At 45.5% G+C, this 19009-nt stretch carries 15 protein-coding genes; 1 reads left to right on the forward strand and 14 read right to left on the reverse strand.

Annotated features, from left to right (window positions below):
* Positions 1–83 precede the first annotated feature (83 nt).
* Positions 84–1904 (reverse strand): ABC transporter ATP-binding protein, encoded by a 1821-nt coding sequence (locus tag ASG89_RS18505; RefSeq protein ID WP_057312317.1) that lies wholly within the window; start codon positions 1902–1904, stop codon positions 84–86.
* A complete protein-coding gene (locus ASG89_RS18510; RefSeq protein ID WP_414813276.1) occupies positions 1888–3642 on the reverse strand; it encodes an ABC transporter ATP-binding protein in 1755 nt (584 codons plus the stop codon). The genes ASG89_RS18505 and ASG89_RS18510 overlap by 17 nt, the downstream gene beginning before the upstream one ends.
* 182 nt (positions 3643–3824) lie before the next feature.
* Here ASG89_RS18510 and ASG89_RS18515 point away from each other — a divergent pair, with 182 nt between their 5' ends.
* The gene (locus ASG89_RS18515; protein ID WP_057312319.1) at positions 3825–4031 is read left to right on the forward strand and encodes a YrzA family protein; all 207 of its coding nucleotides are present in this window, start codon (positions 3825–3827) and stop codon (positions 4029–4031) included.
* Between the two features lie 66 nt (positions 4032–4097).
* Here ASG89_RS18515 and ASG89_RS18520 read toward each other — a convergent pair whose 3' ends face one another.
* From ASG89_RS18520 to ASG89_RS18575, 12 genes are all read right to left on the reverse strand, one after another.
* Positions 4098–5057 carry an acetylxylan esterase gene (locus ASG89_RS18520; protein WP_057312321.1) on the reverse strand — a complete coding sequence of 320 codons (960 nt, stop codon included), beginning with the start codon at positions 5055–5057 and terminating at the stop codon, positions 4098–4100.
* Positions 5058–5081: 24 nt separating this feature from the next.
* On the reverse strand, positions 5082–6728 hold the full coding sequence (locus ASG89_RS18525; protein ID WP_057312323.1) for a hypothetical protein: 1647 nt from the start codon (positions 6726–6728) through the stop codon (positions 5082–5084).
* 272 nt (positions 6729–7000) lie between these two features.
* Complete coding sequence (gene ald / locus ASG89_RS18530) at positions 7001–8116, reverse strand: alanine dehydrogenase (protein ID WP_057312324.1); 1116 nt, start codon at positions 8114–8116, stop codon at positions 7001–7003.
* Positions 8117–8238: 122 nt separating this feature from the next.
* Positions 8239–9894: a PucR family transcriptional regulator gene (locus tag ASG89_RS18535; protein ID WP_057312326.1), complete on the reverse strand. Its 1656-nt coding sequence runs from the start codon at positions 9892–9894 to the stop codon at positions 8239–8241.
* A 108-nt stretch (positions 9895–10002) separates the two neighbouring features.
* Positions 10003–10692, reverse strand: coding sequence for a DUF1961 family protein (locus tag ASG89_RS18540; RefSeq protein WP_057312328.1), 690 nt, complete (start codon positions 10690–10692; stop codon positions 10003–10005).
* Positions 10693–11004: 312 nt separating this feature from the next.
* On the reverse strand, positions 11005–12165 hold the full coding sequence (locus tag ASG89_RS18545; RefSeq protein ID WP_057312330.1) for a DUF2264 domain-containing protein: 1161 nt from the start codon (positions 12163–12165) through the stop codon (positions 11005–11007).
* On the reverse strand, positions 12158–13279 hold the full coding sequence (locus ASG89_RS18550) for a glycoside hydrolase family 88 protein (RefSeq protein WP_057312332.1): 1122 nt from the start codon (positions 13277–13279) through the stop codon (positions 12158–12160). Before ASG89_RS18550 ends, ASG89_RS18545 begins: the two co-directional genes overlap by 8 nt.
* A gap of 506 nt (positions 13280–13785) precedes the next feature.
* Positions 13786–14568: an SDR family NAD(P)-dependent oxidoreductase gene (locus tag ASG89_RS18555; RefSeq protein WP_057312334.1), complete on the reverse strand. Its 783-nt coding sequence runs from the start codon at positions 14566–14568 to the stop codon at positions 13786–13788.
* A gap of 151 nt (positions 14569–14719) precedes the next feature.
* A complete protein-coding gene (locus ASG89_RS18560) occupies positions 14720–15805 on the reverse strand; it encodes a Gfo/Idh/MocA family protein (protein WP_057312336.1) in 1086 nt (361 codons plus the stop codon).
* Between the two features lie 614 nt (positions 15806–16419).
* Complete coding sequence (locus ASG89_RS18565; protein WP_057312338.1) at positions 16420–17085, reverse strand: hypothetical protein; 666 nt, start codon at positions 17083–17085, stop codon at positions 16420–16422.
* 96 nt (positions 17086–17181) lie between these two features.
* A complete protein-coding gene (glpX, locus tag ASG89_RS18570) occupies positions 17182–18147 on the reverse strand; it encodes a class II fructose-bisphosphatase (protein ID WP_057312340.1) in 966 nt (321 codons plus the stop codon).
* Between the two features lie 46 nt (positions 18148–18193).
* Entirely contained in the window at positions 18194–18997 is an 804-nt protein-coding gene (locus tag ASG89_RS18575) for a pyruvate, water dikinase regulatory protein (RefSeq protein ID WP_057312342.1), read from the reverse strand.
* Positions 18998–19009: the final 12 nt, after the last annotated feature.

Raw genomic sequence — 19009 nt, forward strand, 5'->3', positions numbered from 1 at the left:
GTTCATCTCCTCTCTTACTATGCTTCTAATTCTACAGGAGATCGCTGATTTGAGAAGTACTATCTATTCCTAGTACCTGATCATTAGCCTATGGAAGAAATGCGACCTTCAGCTACATTCTCTTGTGCATGACTTCCTTGTGAATGATGCACAAGTTGTTCATAAATACCTTGAAGTGCAAGCAACTCGGTATGTGTGCCTTCTTCAACAATTTCCCCATGACTCATCACGATAATACGGTCGGCATGCATAATCGTTGATATCCGATGTGCGATCACAATGGACGTTCTTCCTTCAGCCACAACGTTCAAGGCCGTTTGAATGAGCTGCTCCGTTTGTGAATCCAGATTAGCCGTAGCCTCGTCTAAGATAAGAACCTTTGGTTGGAATACGATAATTCGCGCAAAAGATATTAATTGTCGTTCACCAGCAGACAACCCGCTGCCTCTCTCAGAAATTCGGGAGTCATACCCGTCTTTCATCCGTGTTATAAGCGCATCCGCGCCGACCAATTTGCAAGCTTCAATAACCGTCTCTCGTGAAATTGCGGGGTCGAACATCCTTACATTTTCAAAAATGCTGCCCGCATATAAATACGGCTCTTGTTGAACTAAGCCAATCGTTCGATGGAGATCCGTCTGGGAGATGTCTCTAATATCAATACCATCTATTCGTATGGCACCTCCTTGCACGTCATAGAAGCGGCAGAGCAGACTAATCAATGAGCTTTTGCCTGCACCCGTTGTACCTACTACCCCAATCATCTCGCCAGGAGCGATATGTAGGTCCAAATCTTCAATGACAGCGGTATCCTTCTGATACCCAAAATGGACATGATCGAACTGAATGTCTCCTTGGACATTAACCAAAGGAATCAATTCTGAAACTTCTTTATCTTTTACTTCTGGTTGCGCCGAGAAAATATTCCAAATCCGACTCATGGATACTTGTGTGGATTGAAGTGTATTCCATTGCTGTGTAATGTTATTAATCGGCTGAAAAAACTGCCTAATATACGTTATGAACGCATATAACACGCCAAACTCAATGGCTTTATCGAAGACCGCAATACCGCCAACCCAAGTAATAAAGGCTATCGATAGGTTCCCCAAAATGTCAAAAGAGCGGTTAAATAACACGTTTGTTCGGATCTCTCTTAGGTTCGCTCGGAAATAACCCGTGTTCTTATCCGTAAAGCGGCTCATCTGCTCTTTCTCTTGATGGAATGCTTGAATAAGGTGCATACCTGATAAATTCTCAGCTGTGAACGCTACCATTTGGGATAATTTCGATCGCGAGAGCTGGTACGTTTTGCGCATATATTGACGGAAAGCCACCGCAATGAGAACGATGATGGGAATGACGATCATACTATACAACGTCAGCATTGGATCCAAATGATACATGAGAACGATAATGAAAACCAACGTCATGCTATCACGCACTAAGCTAAGGAGCACTTGCGTGAAAAACTGGTTCAACGTTTCCGTATCGCTAGACACATGCGTAATCAGGCTTCCGCTCGGCGTTTTGTCATAGTAGGACATCGATTGTCTGAAAATATGTTGAAATAAATCCTTACGGATTTTGGCTACAATGCTCTGACCTGCGAATTGCAGCAGATTGTTTTGTAAGTAGCTGAAAAACATGCTCGAGATGGATAATCCCCCGTACAGTAAGCAGATCATGATCAGTGCGTTGAAATCATTTTTGCCGATCATGAGATTACCATCGATCGCAATTTTAACCAAATAGGGCTGAAATAAATCTGCCGCGATGCCAAGCAAGGCACATACGACAACAGCTGCGAACGTAAGCTTGTGAGGTTTCGCATATGCAGCTAACGCACGGAAGGAAGCATTCGATTGACTGAGGTCTTGTGGAGGTTTATTCCGCTTGAACATGGTCGTTTCCTCCTTCTTGAATGGCATACAGCTCCGCATACAAGCCATCTTGCGCAAGCAGTTGCTGATGTGTGCCACGCTGGACAATTCTTCCTTCATGCAGAACGATGATTTCATCCGCGTGTTTCAAAGCAGAGATCCGATGTGCAATCCAAATCGTCGTCTTATTCGATCGTTCTTTCCTAATCGCATCAATAATGTGCTTTTCTGTTACCGAGTCTACTGCACTGACGCTGTCATCAAGAATCATCAAAGGTGAATCTTTGATAATCCCTCTCGCTAAGCTCGTTCGCTGACGTTGCCCGCCCGACAAGGTTACTCCGCGCTCACCAAGCTTTGTCTCAAACTTTTCTGGAAATGACACGATGCTGGATAAAATTTGCGCCTTATTGGCCGCACGTTCTACTTGTTCTATAGAGGATTCCCTTTTGAAGAAGGCAATATTATCCCTAATCGATGTACTGAACAAAAAGCCCTCTTGTGGCACATAAGCGATCTGATTCCGCAGGCTTTCGAGTGTCACATCACGGATATCACTATCTCCGATCCATACAGTTCCTTCTGGTGGATCATAGATACGCAACATGATTTTCATCAACGTAGACTTCCCGCTGCCCGTTTTACCAATGATGCCGATCGATTTCCCAGGTTCAATGGTCAGTGAGATATCATGAAGCACTTCATCCTCATCATCTGGATAAGCAAATGACAGATGCTCAATGCGAATCTCTTCCTGATCTAGGTGTGTAGGCTGAGCAAGCTCATTCTGCTTAATGTCCGATTCCTTCGTCAGCAGCTCATTGACTCGCTCTAAGGAAGCTCGTGAACGCTGCAAGGCATTTATTACACGTCCAATTTGCTGCAATGGATTCACCATCATCCGAATATACAACGTTAATTCTACAAAATGCCCAATCGTAATACGCCCATGAATCGTCAAATAGCCCCCGAAGGCAATCGCAATAATAAGCGATACCGCACCCAGAAACGGAATTAACGCTTCAAATAACGAGGAAAGTCGTACTAACCGTAGCTGATTGTCACGAATCCTGTCGACCGTTTCACTAAATCTGTCAATCATAATCGGTTCTACCGCGAATTTCTTCGCAACACGGATGCCTCCAAATTGTTCTTCGGCTGACTCTGTCATCGTTCCTAATGCTTCCTGAACCTGTAATGAACGCTGCTTAATTACTGGCTGAAACTTAGCGGATAACACAGGAATAAGTAATAAGGGCACGATACAAATCAGAATGACGTAGAGCGGAATGGAGCTGAACATCATCGAAACAATAGCAGCTGCAATTAATATGACAGAATTCACAATCTGATTGATCCCCAAAGAGATGGACTCACGAATAACGGTCACATCATTCATTACATAACTCAGTAGCTTACCGACTCCATTCTGGGAATAAAAAGTTGCTCCAAGTCGGGTAAAATGATCAAATAACCGATTTCTTGTTCCAAACTCGAAACGGCGACCGCTCCGCATAATCATGTACTGTCCAATCGCACACAATACACCAAAAGTTACACCAATAACGAGTAGCTTAACGCTGTACTGGGCAATTAAACTTTTACTGAGTCCACCCTTTTGGAGCTGGTCCGTAAACATGCCTAGCAGTTTGGGATAGTACGAGTGAACAATATTCCCTACCGAAATCAAGAGTGCGGCGATAACATACACCGGCCAATTCTTTAGTAAGAAATCAACCAATAACCGTGTCGGCTTCAAAACGACATCACTTCCCATTACAATTTTGACTCGCTTGTTAGTCTTTCCCCATGTATTAAAAACGTCCGATCCATGCATTTCCCAGTATACGCCTATTCAGATCCACTTCCTATATCAGATATTGACGTTATAATAAGAGAAGTCGTCTTAAATTTACATATACTCAAAGGAGGCACAGGATCATGGACTTTATTTTAGATCGAATAGAAAATAAAATCGAGTTTTTTCAGGCTTATGATTTAAAAACACTTGAAGAGAAAATCAATGATCAAATCGACAATAACAAGGCGCTTATGCTTGATGTATACGCCATCCAGCATCACATTGTATTTGACCCAAATGCGGGTAAAATGCTGTATAGCGCTGTTGTTCATTTCAAAGTGAAATAGCATGACAATGAAGCTGAGCGCAAAAAACCACTCACATCAATTGAATGAGAGTGGTTTTTTAATTTGTTAAAGATCCATCATAAATTGGAAAGTCAAATCATTGAAACCTGGTAATCCTTCATGTCCGAAATCTGGGAAGATTTCCAGTTTTTTGTTTGCAGTGATTTTATTGTAAGCAGCAAATTGGGTAGACGGCGGGCATACAGTATCCATGAGACCTACGGCCATCATCACATCCCCTTGAATACGATTCGCTAGGTTTTGAATATCAATATAGCCCAATTTTGTGAAATATTCTTCCTCACGTTTGTGTTGTGGGTCATGACGGCGGAAAAAGTCCTTCAGCTCTTGATAGGCATCCTTCGCCAAATCCATCTCCCATACGCGCTTATAGTCACTTAGGAACGGATAGACGGGTGCTAATTTCTTAATACGCGGCTCAAGTGCCCCACAAGCAATCGTTAAAGCACCACCTTGCGATCCTCCCATTGCGCCTACACGTGTAGGGTCAACTTCAGGCATATTCATCGCAATGCCAGCAAGCTGTGCAGTATCTAAGAAAATATCGCGGAATAAAAGCTGATCCGGGTGATCATCCAATCCACGAACGATGTGTCCTCTGAGCGTCGTCCCTTTGGTACCGCCAACATCTTCCGAGAATCCGCCTTGACCACGGCAATCCATGGAGAAGAAGGAATAACCAAGCGCTGCATATGAAAGCTTATCGTTCCAATCACCTGAATTACCGGAGTAGCCATGGAATTGAACAATGGCAGGATGCGGCTCTGTCACGTTCTTCGGACGAATATATTTTGCGTAAATGCGAGCACCCTTAACTCCTGTGAAATACAGATCAAAGCAGTCCGCATACGGTACTTGGAATTCACTTGGGCGAAGCTCGATTTGGGGGTCTACCGCCTTCATTTCAGCGATTGCACGCTCCCAGTAAGCATCAAAATCTTCGGGTCTTGGATTTCGTCCTTCGTACGCGTGAAGCTTTTCTAATGGAAAATCAATTGCTGGCATGTGTCCATCCTCATTTCTATGAATTTAAGCGACCGTATAGGAAGTGAAATCGATGGCTTCACCATCAATAAGTGGACTGATTTCCTTCGTTGGATCGCCGCTTAACAACAACGTTTGATTGGACAAGGAAGTATACGTAATCGAGTTATTTGCACCGTATGTAGGTTGCTTGTCTTTCATCATTTCCGCAAAATGGTGAACATCGCGTATGCCAAGTGACTCTGCAGTTACTTGATCAACGCATTCGACGACAACGGCATTCGTTCTACCACGACTAGTTACAAAACAACGATCCTCCAGAACCTCACGATGATAGGGTTGCTGGATGTATACAGCCATTAAGGCGTTTCCTACCCGTCCAAAAATTCCACTTGTTGACTCCATCCACTCACCCAGAGGCAAGCACCCTTTAATGTAGTTTGGTTGGTCTTCTGGTATGTTGTAAGAGGCCATAATTACTTGTTTATGAAAAAGTACTTCTGTGTATTCGCTCTGATGGCGCAAATCTCCTTCTGGCTGCTCCAGATCCGGATGGAAAAAATAAGCGTGATTCACACCTTGTACGTGATCAAGCGGGAACGCGATGTCCCAACGATGCTGTTCGTTATCGAACTCTCGAATTCGTTCCCACATGCCGCCCATGGCAAAGCTTTCTGTGAAGTATACATAACTATGGAGATGATCATTCTCATGATTAGCTTGACCGATTTGCTTAGGAATTTGCCGTTTAATCTCGATGGGTACTGGTGACCGACGCAAAGCAGTTTGAATGCTTGGTGCTGGCGCTTCATAAACAAGGAAACCCGCGTATTCGGTTCTCGGCATGTGAGTCGGCAGCTTGAAGTCCCCGAATTGCACATAATCGTGCAGCACATTCGTATCTTTCGGCATGTCATGCGGCCAAATCCGCGCATGTGGACCTACCCAGGCGCCGCCTAAGTAGAATGTCGCGCGCTCGCTCCACAAATAGTCCAGCATCCGAGCCAACTCGCTGCGGATTTCTGTATCTTGGATCAACTGCCACGCACAGGTGAAAGCCTGCACCCAATGCCAGAACCATGGCAGACCGCCGTATTCTGTCATCCCATTGGCTTTGACTCGCTCAAGTGTTAATTGCAGACTCTCATAACCATCTTGGAGTAAAGCGGCATCTTCATAGCGTTGTCCGAAAATCAGCTTCGCTGCTGTATACTTCGCTTCATGATGACCATAACTTGTGAGCGGTTTTCGATAAAAGTTGCTGTCATAAATATGGCGAAGTGTCCTATCCAATGCAACACGGAGCGCATCACTTAATTGAGCTTGATATCGCTGAGCAAAATAAACCATCAAGCTCCCCATGAGCTCCACTGGCAATGTATTCTTAGACGCCTCATGAGGCGTTGGTCTTAAGTTGAGTGGCCAATGACCATAGGTGCTACTAGTTGAATCTTGATCTTGGATATCAAGTAGGTGAAGGAGCACACCTTCTGCCTTATCCTTAGCCTGTTTGCGGTCACCTTCAAAGGCGATGTTGGGATCCACAGAAGCTGCGAAAAGATACGATGCGTAATAGAAATTATCACGCACGTCCCCTTCGAACAAAAAGCCATTGCTCAGAACTGGCTGTTTATAAGCTGCATGCGCAACGTTCGCAATAATTTCGTCTTGGCGTTGCTGTATTGTAGTCAATTTGTCATCTCCCATTGAGGAACATATGAAGCATATTTGTTTAGTTGCAAATTCAAGGGCAATTCAAAGGTAATTAGTCGGATTGAAACGTTTCACTTTACCAATTTTATATGTTAATAAAAGTAGCGTCAATGCGAATTTCTCGGGATGGGGATGACTGGTGGGTTGGGTTCCGCAACAATTAACAGTATAAATTCCATCTATCGGCTGCATGGTACGCCTGCCCGCAAAAAAAGAACCTCCACAATCATGTGGTGGCCCCTCATCTTGTTTTATTGAATCAACGAATAGATATCCGTATACGTATAGCCATGTGCTTCAGCGACAGCTGGATATGTGACATGACCTCTTGCCACATTAATCCCTTTGGCGATGGCTTTGTTATCGAGCGCGGCACGCACGAAGCCTTTGTTCGCGATTTGAAGACCATAGCTGGTCGTCACATTCGTCAAAGCCAAGGTAGAAGTGCGAGCCACGGCTCCCGGCATATTGGCTACGGCATAATGAATGACACCATGCTTCACATAGGTCGGCTGATCATGGGTTGTAATGCGGTCGATCGTCTCGATCGATCCGCCCTGATCAATGGCAACGTCGATGATCACACTACCTGGACTCATCGTTCTCACCATCTCCTCGGTCACGAGCCGAGGTGCGCGAGCACCAGGAATGAGCACAGCGCCAACAACGAGATCCGCACGGCGTACGACTTCTGCGATGTTATACGGATTGGACATAATCGTTCTCACACGACCCTGAAATTGATCATCCAATTGACGTAGTCGGTCGGCATTCAAGTCAATGATTGTCACTTCAGCACCGAGACCAATCGCCATTTTCGCTGCATTTGCACCGACGATGCCGCCACCGATTACAGCTACTTTACCTGGTTCAACGCCGGGAACACCACCAAGCAGAATGCCTTTACCGCCATGAGCCTTCTCAAGAAAATGAGCACCGATCTGCACGGACATACGTCCAGCCACTTCGCTCATCGGCGTTAGGAGCGGCAAGCTCCCGTTGTCGAGCTGGATCGTTTCATACGCGATGGCTGTTACATTTTGACTAATAAGAGCATGCGTTAATTCAGCTTCAGGAGCTAGATGCAGATACGTGTACAATATCAATCCATCATGAAAGTAACCATATTCCTCAGGTAGTGGTTCTTTCACTTTGACAACCATATCCGATGACCATACCTCCGCTGCGGTTGCAACGATCGTCGCACCTGCCGCCGTATAATCTTCATCCGTGAAACCAATGCTGTGGCCTGCAAGCGTTTCAATCCGTACTTCATGTCCTGCCTGTTTGTATGAAAGCACCGAGCTCGGTGTCATGCCAACGCGAAACTCATTGTTTTTAACCTCTTTAGGAACGCCAATAATCATGCCCCATCAACCTCTCTTAAGGACCCCTTAGTGTAAGGATCACTCTCTACTTGTCTCCAAGTATAAGGTAGAAACTGGCACATGCCATTAGACATTTTGTCAAAAAACCGCTGCTTTTCTTTTCACAATTTTTTCTCCGGACGAAGGAGTTGATAAGCACGTATCCCTACTTGTAACGCTAATCTTTTCTCAGGATGCATATAATCAGCACCTAGTAGCTCTTCAATTTTTTCCAATCGATAATAAAGGGACTGTCTCACGATAAAAAGCTGCTGCGCAGCGATTTGCTTCGACCCATCATGGTCAAGATACACTTTAAGCGTTCGGAGGAGCTCGCTGCCTTTGAGGCTATCATGATCAATAATCGGCCCGAGATACGATCGGACGAATGATGCCAGAATACTTTTGTCCCCGATATGAAACAACAGTTCAAATACGCCTAACTCGTCATAAAACATGACATTCTTCTGCTGCAAGGTAACCGTTACTGACAATGCTTGAAGCGCCTCCTGATAGCTGCGATGCGCGTTCAAGAAGGTTCGATTCGTCTGACCAATACCGATCTTCAGCCGAGTCTCCGCATGTTCCTTCATCCCTTGAAGCGCCTCCAGCACATAATGCAAGCGCTCCTTCGCTGGCTTCTTAGGAGCCTTATCGAATGCGAGAACGACAAGTCTGTTATGTTTCAACGTGATTAAGGGGTGAAATAATTGTCCCTCAAAAATCGATCTAGCCGCAAGCGACAAATGCAGACCTACAGATTCAATACCATCTTTTTCCGTGGCATGATCTTCTTCTTGCTCTTGCTCAAATTCAATCAAAACAACCTGATAGGCGAGTGAATTTAGACGTTTAAATTCAACACCGATCAGATCCTTGATCTGCTCTTCCTCTTGAATGCGCATATGAAGCAAATCGTCCACCCACAGTGTTTGCGAATACAATTTACGTTCTTCCATGTATCGTTTTCGCAATAAATCCTGTGCAATTGACAACGAAGCAGAATCTAGAATTAAAAACTCATATTCCTGCGGCTTGCGATCCAGCACGAGTAGGATGTGCGCCCAGGTTTTGCCCATAGCCCCTACAGGTTGAACAATTACCGATTGACCCGCAATGTCTTCAACATATTGCCCCTCACCTGTTCCATCGTTCCCACTTACTTTGCCGCGATTGGCTAGAAAATCCAGCCATTGATCTGACTCCTGTTTGCCAAGCGGTGGGGTGAACTTCGGTTGAGTATCAACAGGCACATAAATGACTTGACCTTTGGTACTGCTTTGCAATAGAGCAAGAACATGCGTGACTCCTTGAGAAGACAAGGTCATACGATGGAATTCGCGCGATATTTTTTCCAAATCCTGAAGTGCTTTATGGTGCTGATTAATAATATGAGCATGAATATCCTGCGTGATATCAATAAATCGAACAGCATTTGGGAAAATAATGAGTGGGAAATCGTGAGCTTCGGCCGCATCCATCCATTCTTGGGGAACTGAGCTTATATAGTGTCCCATCTCAATACAAAGACAGGTGACATTTCTATGGATTAGCTGTTCTAGATAGGTCATGAATGATTCCGTATCGTTCTTGAAGGCGGCACCCGTCGTTAGAATCATCTCGCCACCTTGCAGCAGTTGTTCAAACTGGATCACCTCGATAATGTGAACCCAGCGGACTAGTCGCCCTAAGCCCATTTTGCCAGCCGCGATATAGGCATGATGAAAAGTTGGTCGTGCTAATACCTCTTCAACGGTTAATTGATAGGTTTGATGCATAAACTCACTTCTCTCTACTCGTTCTCGATCTATGCTTTGCCAAAAGTTATCCACAATCTTTATATCAGAGTATTTGTGGATATAACTACGCCAATTTATTTATTCTCATTAGGTTGTACCATCTTCATCCAGACGGTACACACGTAAATTCGCATATTCAGCGATCAGAGGTGCCATTTGACGTAAACCGATCTTGCCGCTGCCCAGAACATGACCGAATTCTGTGCCATCATCCTCCCACTCCAATACAGGCAGTTCGTTTATGGCAAAATGGACCTTCGCCCCATGCTTCCTAAGCATCATATGATAGGGCGATATACAATCCTCCACATTAGGAATCGGATCCGCACCTTGAGCGACTAAATAAAAACCATAACTTTTGCGCAAATTGCATGTATGAAATCCTCTTTCATCTGGGTACCTACGCCGGAAATAAGAAATATGCAACGTGTCGATGTCTCCATGCGTGTAATGTGCATATTGTCCAGACCGTTCGTTCAAATTGGCGGCGAACAAATCTTCCCCGTTCTTTCCAGCTGCAGCAAAAAACATCATACTTAGACCTGGCTCCTTTATTGGCCAGAAATCCCACTCCACCTGAATGTCTCCAGGAAATTCTTCAGGACACCAGAACACATAATTCGCCAACTGTTCCAAGCTTTCGTCGAGCGCGTTCTCCATCCGCATTCTGCCGTTAGGGAATGTGATTTTGGCCTTGCCCTCCAGCCGGAAGTCTTGAATATCCTCAATCGATGCCAGTTTATTTTCGTAGATTAACGTTCGCTTTACTTGAGACATTGCCTCTATTCCCCCTACCTGACTTTTGCTATCTAATATTTAGACGTTCTTAGCTGTAACAATGGTACGCCCCATAAAGCAGAGTTTATCAGGAATTCGGGCGTAACTGCAATCCTGAAATTGATACAATCCCTCCAATAAGCCCATTACGATCTCTCCTTGGTTTACAGGTCGTAGGGAAGATGCCCCTTCATAATCTCCCGATTTGCATAGTCATCGAACGGTTCTTATTCCTTCGGGTTCTGGCATGTACAAAAAGCACGTACCCATCCCATCGGGACGTGTACGTGCTTCGAAATACAATAATCTACACTATTCATATAACGCTGAATCTATAGCAACCTTCTGACCCGACCAAACCTGCTGTGAGGTCCACGGTACATCTGCACCTTGCCAGAATTCATCATTCGCCGCCAAGCCTAGCGGTAGAAAGACCGCAGAGCATAGATACAAGCTCCCTGTTGAGATATACGGCTCGCCAAGTTCTGGTTGATGTCCGCAAAGTCCAATCCGCAACCAACCGGCTTCATCGAAAGTGCCTGGTACTTCAATCAATCTGCGAATAACAGCTGTTAAAGCTCCGCGTACTTGAGCTGGTTGGACGCCAACAGGCAACTCGCGCCGCTGTGATGTCTGCGCCAGCGCTTGGAAAGCACCGAAGCGGTAGGCTAACGAACGGCCAATCGCAGGGAATGTACCTTCTGGAGAAATCATGCGCTCTTGAACTGCCGCGTAACGCTGCGCACGCTTCAGGATGTTCTCACGCATTTTGCCCCAATCTTGATAAAGCGCATGCACTTGCTCGATAATATCCACCATCATTGGCTGAATGACGAAGCTGTTGTAATAATCCGCATGATAGTCAACACCGTCACCATACATGCCATCGCCTAGATACCACTGTTCGTGCTGCTTTAGAGCAAAATCAACACGCATATGATCCCAGTCTTCGCCCATGACACCAAGAGCGGTTTCTGTCATCGCTGCGAAAAGCAGCCAGTTATTGAAGCCTGGCTTGCGTGTTCGCGAGGTTTTCATTGCCGCAGCGAGATTCTTTTGTACGCGAGCGTCCAAGCTATGCCATAGCGTATTCGGTGCACGTAAAATGGCGTGCGCAAGGAACGCGGTATCCACGATCGGCTGCATCCCCTGAGCGAAGTTCAAGAAATCGGGTGATTCCGGATCCGTTGCCGCATCCATCGCCTCTCGTGCAAGCTTACCGTACGCCTGACGAAGCTGTTCCTCCTCGATATCTAAGGCTGGTGTTTCTAACCAAGGCGCCATTCCGACGAGCGTACGACCGAACGCTTCGAGATGCGTGAAGGCGCGTTGCTCTTCTTTTTTACATTCAACTGGCATGGTGGCTCTAAGTTGTCTACTTGCCAGCGCCCGAAGGACAGGCTCAGCGATGCGAAGCATCGTCTGAACCCAATAGACGCGATCTGTTGCCACGGCCGATTGCGAATTACTCATACCAATACCCCTTAAATCCTTTTTCTAGACGAAGCAGAGCCTCTAAATAGTAGTAGTCTCCCCAAATGACATAATCATCCGGTGCAGCGCCGCCGCGAACACTGTAAGAACCGCGCTCAAGGAATCCTTGCGCATCCGGTTTACCAATTGTAGCGTAGGATTTCACTAATCCTGCCATTGAACGCTGAACACCATTTTCCAAGTACGCACGATCCGGATCATCTGCTGCCAAATGCTCAAGAATCTCCAAAGCCCCTGCAGAAGCAATCGCGGAAGCAGAACTATCACGCTTCGTTTCAGCATTTACTGGCGCATTGAAATCCCAATATACAACATCATCCTCTGGCAAACGCTCGAAGAAATAACGTGCCAAACGTTTGGCTGTCTCTAAATAAAGCGGATTTTTCGTATAATGGTACGAAAGCGCAAACCCGTAAATCCCCCACGCTTGTCCTCTTGTCCAAGTAGATCCATCTTGATAACCTTGATGCGTTCCACCACGAAGTGGTTCACCTGTTTCTTGATCAAAGTAGAATGTGTGGTAAGAAGAATCATCACCGCGCACTAAGTAACGGCGAGACAAATCCGCATGGATAATCGCTACTTCTTTATATTTCGTATCTCCGGTTTGTTCATATGCCCAGTAAAGCAACGGCAGGTTTAGTAGACAATCGATAATGATCCGTCCGCCATTATGCTCGTCACCCTCAGGTCCCCAAGCTTGGATGTACTGCCCCTTCGGTCTCCAACGCTTCATCAATACATCTGCTGCTTGCAAGGTAAGTTGTTTTGCGTTCTCATCCTTCTCAAGAATCCACTGTGCCTTCGAAGAAAGGGAATACAGAAAGCCAATATCATGATGATCCAGTCCGACATGATTATCAAGTCTTTCTTTAAAGCTCGCTACCGTTTTCTGTGCAGCCTCCTGGAATACTTTGTCACCACTATACTGATAGCTCAGCCACAAAATCCCTGACCAGAAGCCATCCGTCCAATCGGTATTCGGATTCAAATGATAAATATCGTTCTCACTGACATGAGGGAACTGATCCCCGAAACGCTCAATATTCACTTTCGTCTTCTGCAAAGCATCCTCAATAGCTTGTTTCCACATGATAGAATCACTCCGTATCCCTTGTTATAGGTTGCATTGTACCTGCCTCAACTTCACGAGCGAGTTAAACGTTTAACACTCATATTTAGATTAAATTGAAACGTTTAACCTGTCAAGCAAAATTAACGTTTTGACGTCCATTTTGGACAAGATCGTTAATCCAAAATTAGTGCCGGTGGTTGAAGTGAAACAGTGAGAATCTTTTTCTCCAAAAAATAGGCTTAACCCACAAAAAAAATAGAACCAACGTCGATTTTCTTACGTAATACTATTCATGCATGACATTCTTTCAGGATTAGGGAGGTTTCTTGCTTATGACAATAACACTCGCTTTTCACCAAAACACTTCAATCCGGGATGCGATCTCTGAGATCATCTGGTACCTAAGAAAGAAACGTAGAATTTAATCCTAGCACCATGCCCTAAAAAACATAGAAGAAGAACAAAGCCTATGGCTTTCCGTTAACGGAGAGACATAGGCTTTGTTGTAGTTGCACTACTATAATCTATAAGGCTGCGCCTTTTCCACCATCAATATTCACAGAGGTACCTGTTACATAGGAAGCCGCATCCGATGCTAAAAAGGTAATCACATTGGCTGCTTCCTCCGCATTGCCAATACGGCCTAATGGAATATCATGTCGCGGATCACTTGCGAACTCTTCCCAAGTGAGGTCAGGTGCAACTTTTTTCCAGACTTTCTCGATCTGGTCACTGCGAATGGTTCCAATACATACGGTGTTGACCCGAATCTGTGCCGATCCCAAATCTTTGCTCATCGCATTCGTTAATGCCAAACCCGCCGCTCTGCTAACGGATGTCGGGAGCGATGAAGCCGGAGGTGTTTTGGCTGCGGATGTCGTAATATTCACGATGGAGCCGCCGCCTGCTTCACGCATATGTGGAATCGCAAATTGTGAGCAATGGATGGCTCCGAATAATTTCAACTCCAAATCTTGGCGCCACACGGCCGAACCTACTTGTTCGAAAGGTGCAGCTGCAGATGTCCCTGCATTATTCACAAGAATATGCAAACTGCCGAAACGTTGTACCGTCTCTTCGATTGCTCGCTGACAATCAACCTCCGAGGTCACATCTGCTTGAATCGCGAGAACTTCGCCCTCAGTTAGATTCGCAATGTGGATCGCAGCTTCTTGAAGCTGCTCTGCATTGCGAGCAAGAATTGCCACCTTCGCCCCTTCACGTGACAAAGAAATAGCGGTAGCTAGTCCGATTCCTTTACTTCCGCCCGTGATTAAAGCCACTTTATTTTGCAAGCCTAATTGCATATGGTTCGCTTCCTTTCCCTTAATAACACAATAATGGCAACCTATTGATAAGCATACGCCATCACAGCGCCTTTTTTCAAATCTCAGCTGAATCAACAGCGAAGAAAAAACCATCAGGACCTATCATCCTCATGGTTTTCTCTTGCAATTTCTATTGGTTTAAGTAAACAGCTTTGCCCGTACGAGCAGACTCATAAATAGCTTCGAGAATTTGTGATACAACGTAAGCTTGCTCAGGTGTTACAACTGGATCAATATCTTGATCAATCGCATTGATCCAAGTACGCATTTCTACATCAGCCGCGCTTTCACTTTTACCATCATAGAAAGCAACGCCGCCCGCTTTCAATTCAACCTCGGTAGTGTAGAGACGACTGTGCTTCTCACCATTGATGCGAAGACCGCCTTTCATATCCGCTCCACCTTCGGTACCGCTTAACGAACACTTCGCTTCGTCAACTTCAAGTGTGTTTAGTGCCCAGCTGGATTCAAGCATAATGGTAGCACCATTCTCCATTACGATCATTCCGAAAGCGGAATCCTCAACGGTGAATTTACTCGGATCCCATGGCCCCCATGCGTTGGCAGCGTTTTCTGTTTGGGACAATTCATGGTAGGATGTGCCCAAAACAACCTTCGGCTTATAGTTGTCCATCATCCACAGTGTAAGATCTAGGGCATGCGTACCGATATCGATTAACGGACCGCCACCTTGCTTCTCTTCATCAAGGAATACACCCCATGTCGGTACTGCACGACGACGAATCGCATGTGCTTTAGCAAAATAAATGTGTCCAAGTTCGCCGTCAGCACATACGTTTTTCAGATGTTGACTATCTGGGCGGAAACGGTTGTTATAGCCAATAGTTAACTTTTTGCCAGTGCGTTTCGCTGTTTCAACCATGCGTTTCGCATCTTCAGCTGTTTTCGCCATCGGCTTCTCACACATGACGTGCTTGCCAGCCTCAAGTGCAGCAATTGAAATTTCAGCATGAGAAATATTCGGTGTTAGTACATGCACGATATCAATCGTAGGATCTTGCAGAACTTCTTTATAATCTTCGCAAACTAGTGCGGCTTCAATCCCATATTTCGCTGCAGCTGTTGCTGCACTCTCTTGAATGATGTCACAAAATGCGACTAATTCAACATTTGACAACTTGCTCAAACTAGGCAAATGCTTACCATTCGCAATTCCACCGCAACCAATAATACCAATTCGATACTTACGTGACATGTGAAGACCTCCAATAGGTTTTTTCCTTGCATACAAATATATGATATCTAGACAACTCTCTTAAATTTAGCACAAGAAAACGCTTATTTTTAGTCTAACATTCGGACAATCATAGTCAGATATTGCGACACGATAGGCCGAGACGTAATGCGGATAATGCTATCGGATACGCGATGCGGACATAAGTGGCCGGCGCACGGACGCATAGCTGGAGAAAATTCTTCTATTCGCCTGGAGCACAGGATTTTGCTGAATCTCCCTATTTGGGAGCATTAGATGGATTTCCTACAGCTAATTTCCGCCAAAATCCATCAAACAGTTAATCTTGCTCATATTAACTGTACTTTTTCCATCTAATCGCTAAAGCTTAGGTGAAACGACAATATTAGCTGTACATTTTACAGTTATTTGGAAACTAGCTACTCAATTGAGCACACTTTTTCTTCTACTTCTACTTCTACACCTTTTACCCTGCTCCTACTGCTACTCCTTGACGCATACCTTATCACACACTATCTCCCCCTAATAATTAAGGGGAAGTTCCCCTTCTCCCTTGTCCTTGAACACAAGTAAAAGCCAGGAGAATATTTCCCCTGGCTTTAATTTGGACTATTCTAGCTGCCGCCTGCTCGTTTCTGAGCATCCTCCAAATAGCTACGATACAGCTCCTCATTCGGTTGTTCCTTCGTTAAATTCTCGTAGTAGCGAGCAACTTTCTGGAAGTAGTAGCCATGCACATCACTTGTCGGCACAAGCCGATATGGTTCCCAGCCATACGTTTCTACAAGATACGCTTGACCTTGCTCCTGCGTCCACAAGGCAATTTCACAAAGGCCATCTGGACCATTCCGCGTCGGCATATCTTCAATTTCCAAGTGTGAATATATCGTGCCAGGTGGAATTACACGCTGAAACCCTGTCTGCGTCCATTGAATAATATCCAGCTCTGCTGTAGGTTCATTTGCCCGTTCCCAACCAATAAGGACATCCCAGCCCTCTTTGCGTGAAACTGGAGCTGCAGCAAAATCCTTCACAGCAAGATCCTTTCCTGTAGATGCCGACCCGATTGGAAACCAATTGCCGGAGTATTCTTTCAAGGAAAACAAATATTGGCTATCTAAATATCTATATAGGGCTGTGATTTCTGGAAATCCATCACCATCCACATCAGCATAAAGAATCGCCGCGGGCTCTCCCTCCTGCCTCAGCACAACAATCTCGGCCTCCTCAGGTATACAACTGCGGACGACAGAAAGAAAATCAATTGAAGACAAGCTCATGTTATCCCTCTTTTCGCATCTTCTTTGGCATAAGTATATGCGGAGAGGAACTTGGCACATGTCTAACTTGATTCCTAGTTACTTTGTTCTTGAGAATTAGGCACTCCCGCGCTGCTCCTCATGTAACTGGTGAACACATTGGATAAAACGCACAGTCTGTGTCTCTGCTCTCATCACGACTGAGTGGGTTTGCGCACGACCGCCCCAGCCATATTTGACACCGTTCAAGAAATCACCTGATGTGACCCCAGTTGCCGCAAAAATAATATCGGAATCACCCACAAGGTCCCGCATGCCTAACACTTTCGATGGATCCGTAATCCCCATGGCTAGACAACGATGATGTTCTTCTTCATTCTCAGGAAGCAAACGCCCTTGCATTTCGCCTCCCATACACCGCAAAGCTGCTGCTGCAAGGACACCTTCGGGAGCCCCCCCTGAACCTACATGCAGGTCAATCCCAGTTTCTGGGAATGCCACAGCCATCGCACCTGCCACATCACCGTCGCTGAGCAAATAAATTTTGACCCCTAGTTTACGCAAGATCATAATGTGTTCCGCATGTCGATTACGATCTAGGATGGAGACCGTCAGCTCTGAAATTTCCTTATGCAGAATGCTTGCCGCTTTCTGAATGGTTACCTCTAGCGGATCTTCAAGACTCAGCTTGCCAGCCAATCGCGGCCCAACAGCCAGCTTCGCCATATACATATCAGGGGCATGGAGGAGATTGCCCTTCTCTGCGATAGCCACAACGGACAGAGCATTATTCCGACCGCTTGCAACTATATCGGTTCCCTCTAATGGATCAACTGCCACATCAAATTCAGGTCCAACACCACTGCCTACCTCTTCACCAATGTAAAGCATTGGAGCTTCATCCATTTCCCCTTCACCAATGACAACCGTCCCCCGAAAAGGAACAGAACTAAAATACTCCCGCATCGCAGAAGTTGCAGCCCCATCCGCATCATGCTTATTCCCTTTACCTGTCCAGCTAGATGATGCAATAGCTGCTGCCTCTGTTACCCGTACGATTTCCAACGATAAATCTCTGTGCATACGCGATCCACCCTCTCGATATTGGTTTGATTCGTTGTTTGATGCGTTATGATCTTTCCGCCAAAATTAAGCCCGCTGTTTCCTCAATCGCTTTCTCGCTCACATCAATAACCGAACAACCCAATTCACGATACAGTTTCATGGCAAAAGCTAATTCTTCCTCTACACGCTCTTTCGTCGCATATTTAGCCCCAAAAGGGAGACCAACGGCTTTCAGTCGTTCTGTACGAATACCAATCAGCTTATCCACACTCATCGTCAGTCCAACTAGCTTCTTCGGTTCTAATTCAAATAAAAGACTAGGCGGTTTAACCTCAGGGACTAAAGGGTAATTCGAGACCTTAAATCCTTTGTGTGCCAAATAAATGCTAAGCGGTGTCTTGGAGGTTCGCGACGGTCCCAGCAGTACGATGTGTGCCTGCTTCATTGTGCTAGGATCTTTGCCATCATCACTATTGACAGTAAATTCTACCGCTTCAACTCTTTGATAATACTGTTCATCTAATTGATACAGCAGCCCGACTTTACGCTTAGGCGAATCCTTAAACGTATCAATAAAGGCTTGCATCATAGGTCCCATAATATCGATCGCGTTCACGTTCAATCGGATGGCTTCTTGCCTCATCATTTCTCTTAGTTCAGGCAATACAAGCGTGTAGGCGATAAATCCCTTCAGTCGTGAAGCTTCTTCTACGATCGCACGCACCTCATCTTCTGTTCGAATGGAACCATGTCGCTTAACGACAACCTGACTAGCATTAAACTGCCGAATCGTTGCTTGAACAACCGTATTTGCTGTTTCTCCTACCGAATCCGAACATACGAAAATGGTATGCAGCTTCTCTCCCATGTAAACTCCCCC

This window comes from Paenibacillus sp. Soil766 (assembly GCF_001428105.1).
GTDB lineage: Bacteria > Bacillota > Bacilli > Paenibacillales > NBRC-103111 > Paenibacillus_E.

Coding starts and splice junctions, on each gene's coding strand:
- ASG89_RS18505 (WP_057312317.1), bottom strand. CDS start 1,904: ATGTTCAAGCGGAATAAACCTCCACAAGACCTCAGTCAATCGAATGCT.
- ASG89_RS18515 (WP_057312319.1), top strand. CDS start 3,825: ATGGACTTTATTTTAGATCGAATAGAAAATAAAATCGAGTTTTTTCAG.
- ASG89_RS18520 (WP_057312321.1), bottom strand. CDS start 5,057: ATGCCAGCAATTGATTTTCCATTAGAAAAGCTTCACGCGTACGAAGGA.
- ald (WP_057312324.1), bottom strand. CDS start 8,116: ATGATTATTGGCGTTCCTAAAGAGGTTAAAAACAATGAGTTTCGCGTT.
- ASG89_RS18535 (WP_057312326.1), bottom strand. CDS start 9,894: ATGCATCAAACCTATCAATTAACCGTTGAAGAGGTATTAGCACGACCA.
- ASG89_RS18540 (WP_057312328.1), bottom strand. CDS start 10,692: ATGTCTCAAGTAAAGCGAACGTTAATCTACGAAAATAAACTGGCATCG.
- ASG89_RS18545 (WP_057312330.1), bottom strand. CDS start 12,165: ATGAGTAATTCGCAATCGGCCGTGGCAACAGATCGCGTCTATTGGGTT.
- ASG89_RS18550 (WP_057312332.1), bottom strand. CDS start 13,279: ATGTGGAAACAAGCTATTGAGGATGCTTTGCAGAAGACGAAAGTGAAT.
- ASG89_RS18555 (WP_057312334.1), bottom strand. CDS start 14,568: ATGCAATTAGGCTTGCAAAATAAAGTGGCTTTAATCACGGGCGGAAGT.
- ASG89_RS18560 (WP_057312336.1), bottom strand. CDS start 15,805: ATGTCACGTAAGTATCGAATTGGTATTATTGGTTGCGGTGGAATTGCG.
- ASG89_RS18565 (WP_057312338.1), bottom strand. CDS start 17,085: ATGAGCTTGTCTTCAATTGATTTTCTTTCTGTCGTCCGCAGTTGTATA.
- glpX (WP_057312340.1), bottom strand. CDS start 18,147: ATGCACAGAGATTTATCGTTGGAAATCGTACGGGTAACAGAGGCAGCA.
- ASG89_RS18575 (WP_057312342.1), bottom strand. CDS start 18,997: ATGGGAGAGAAGCTGCATACCATTTTCGTATGTTCGGATTCGGTAGGA.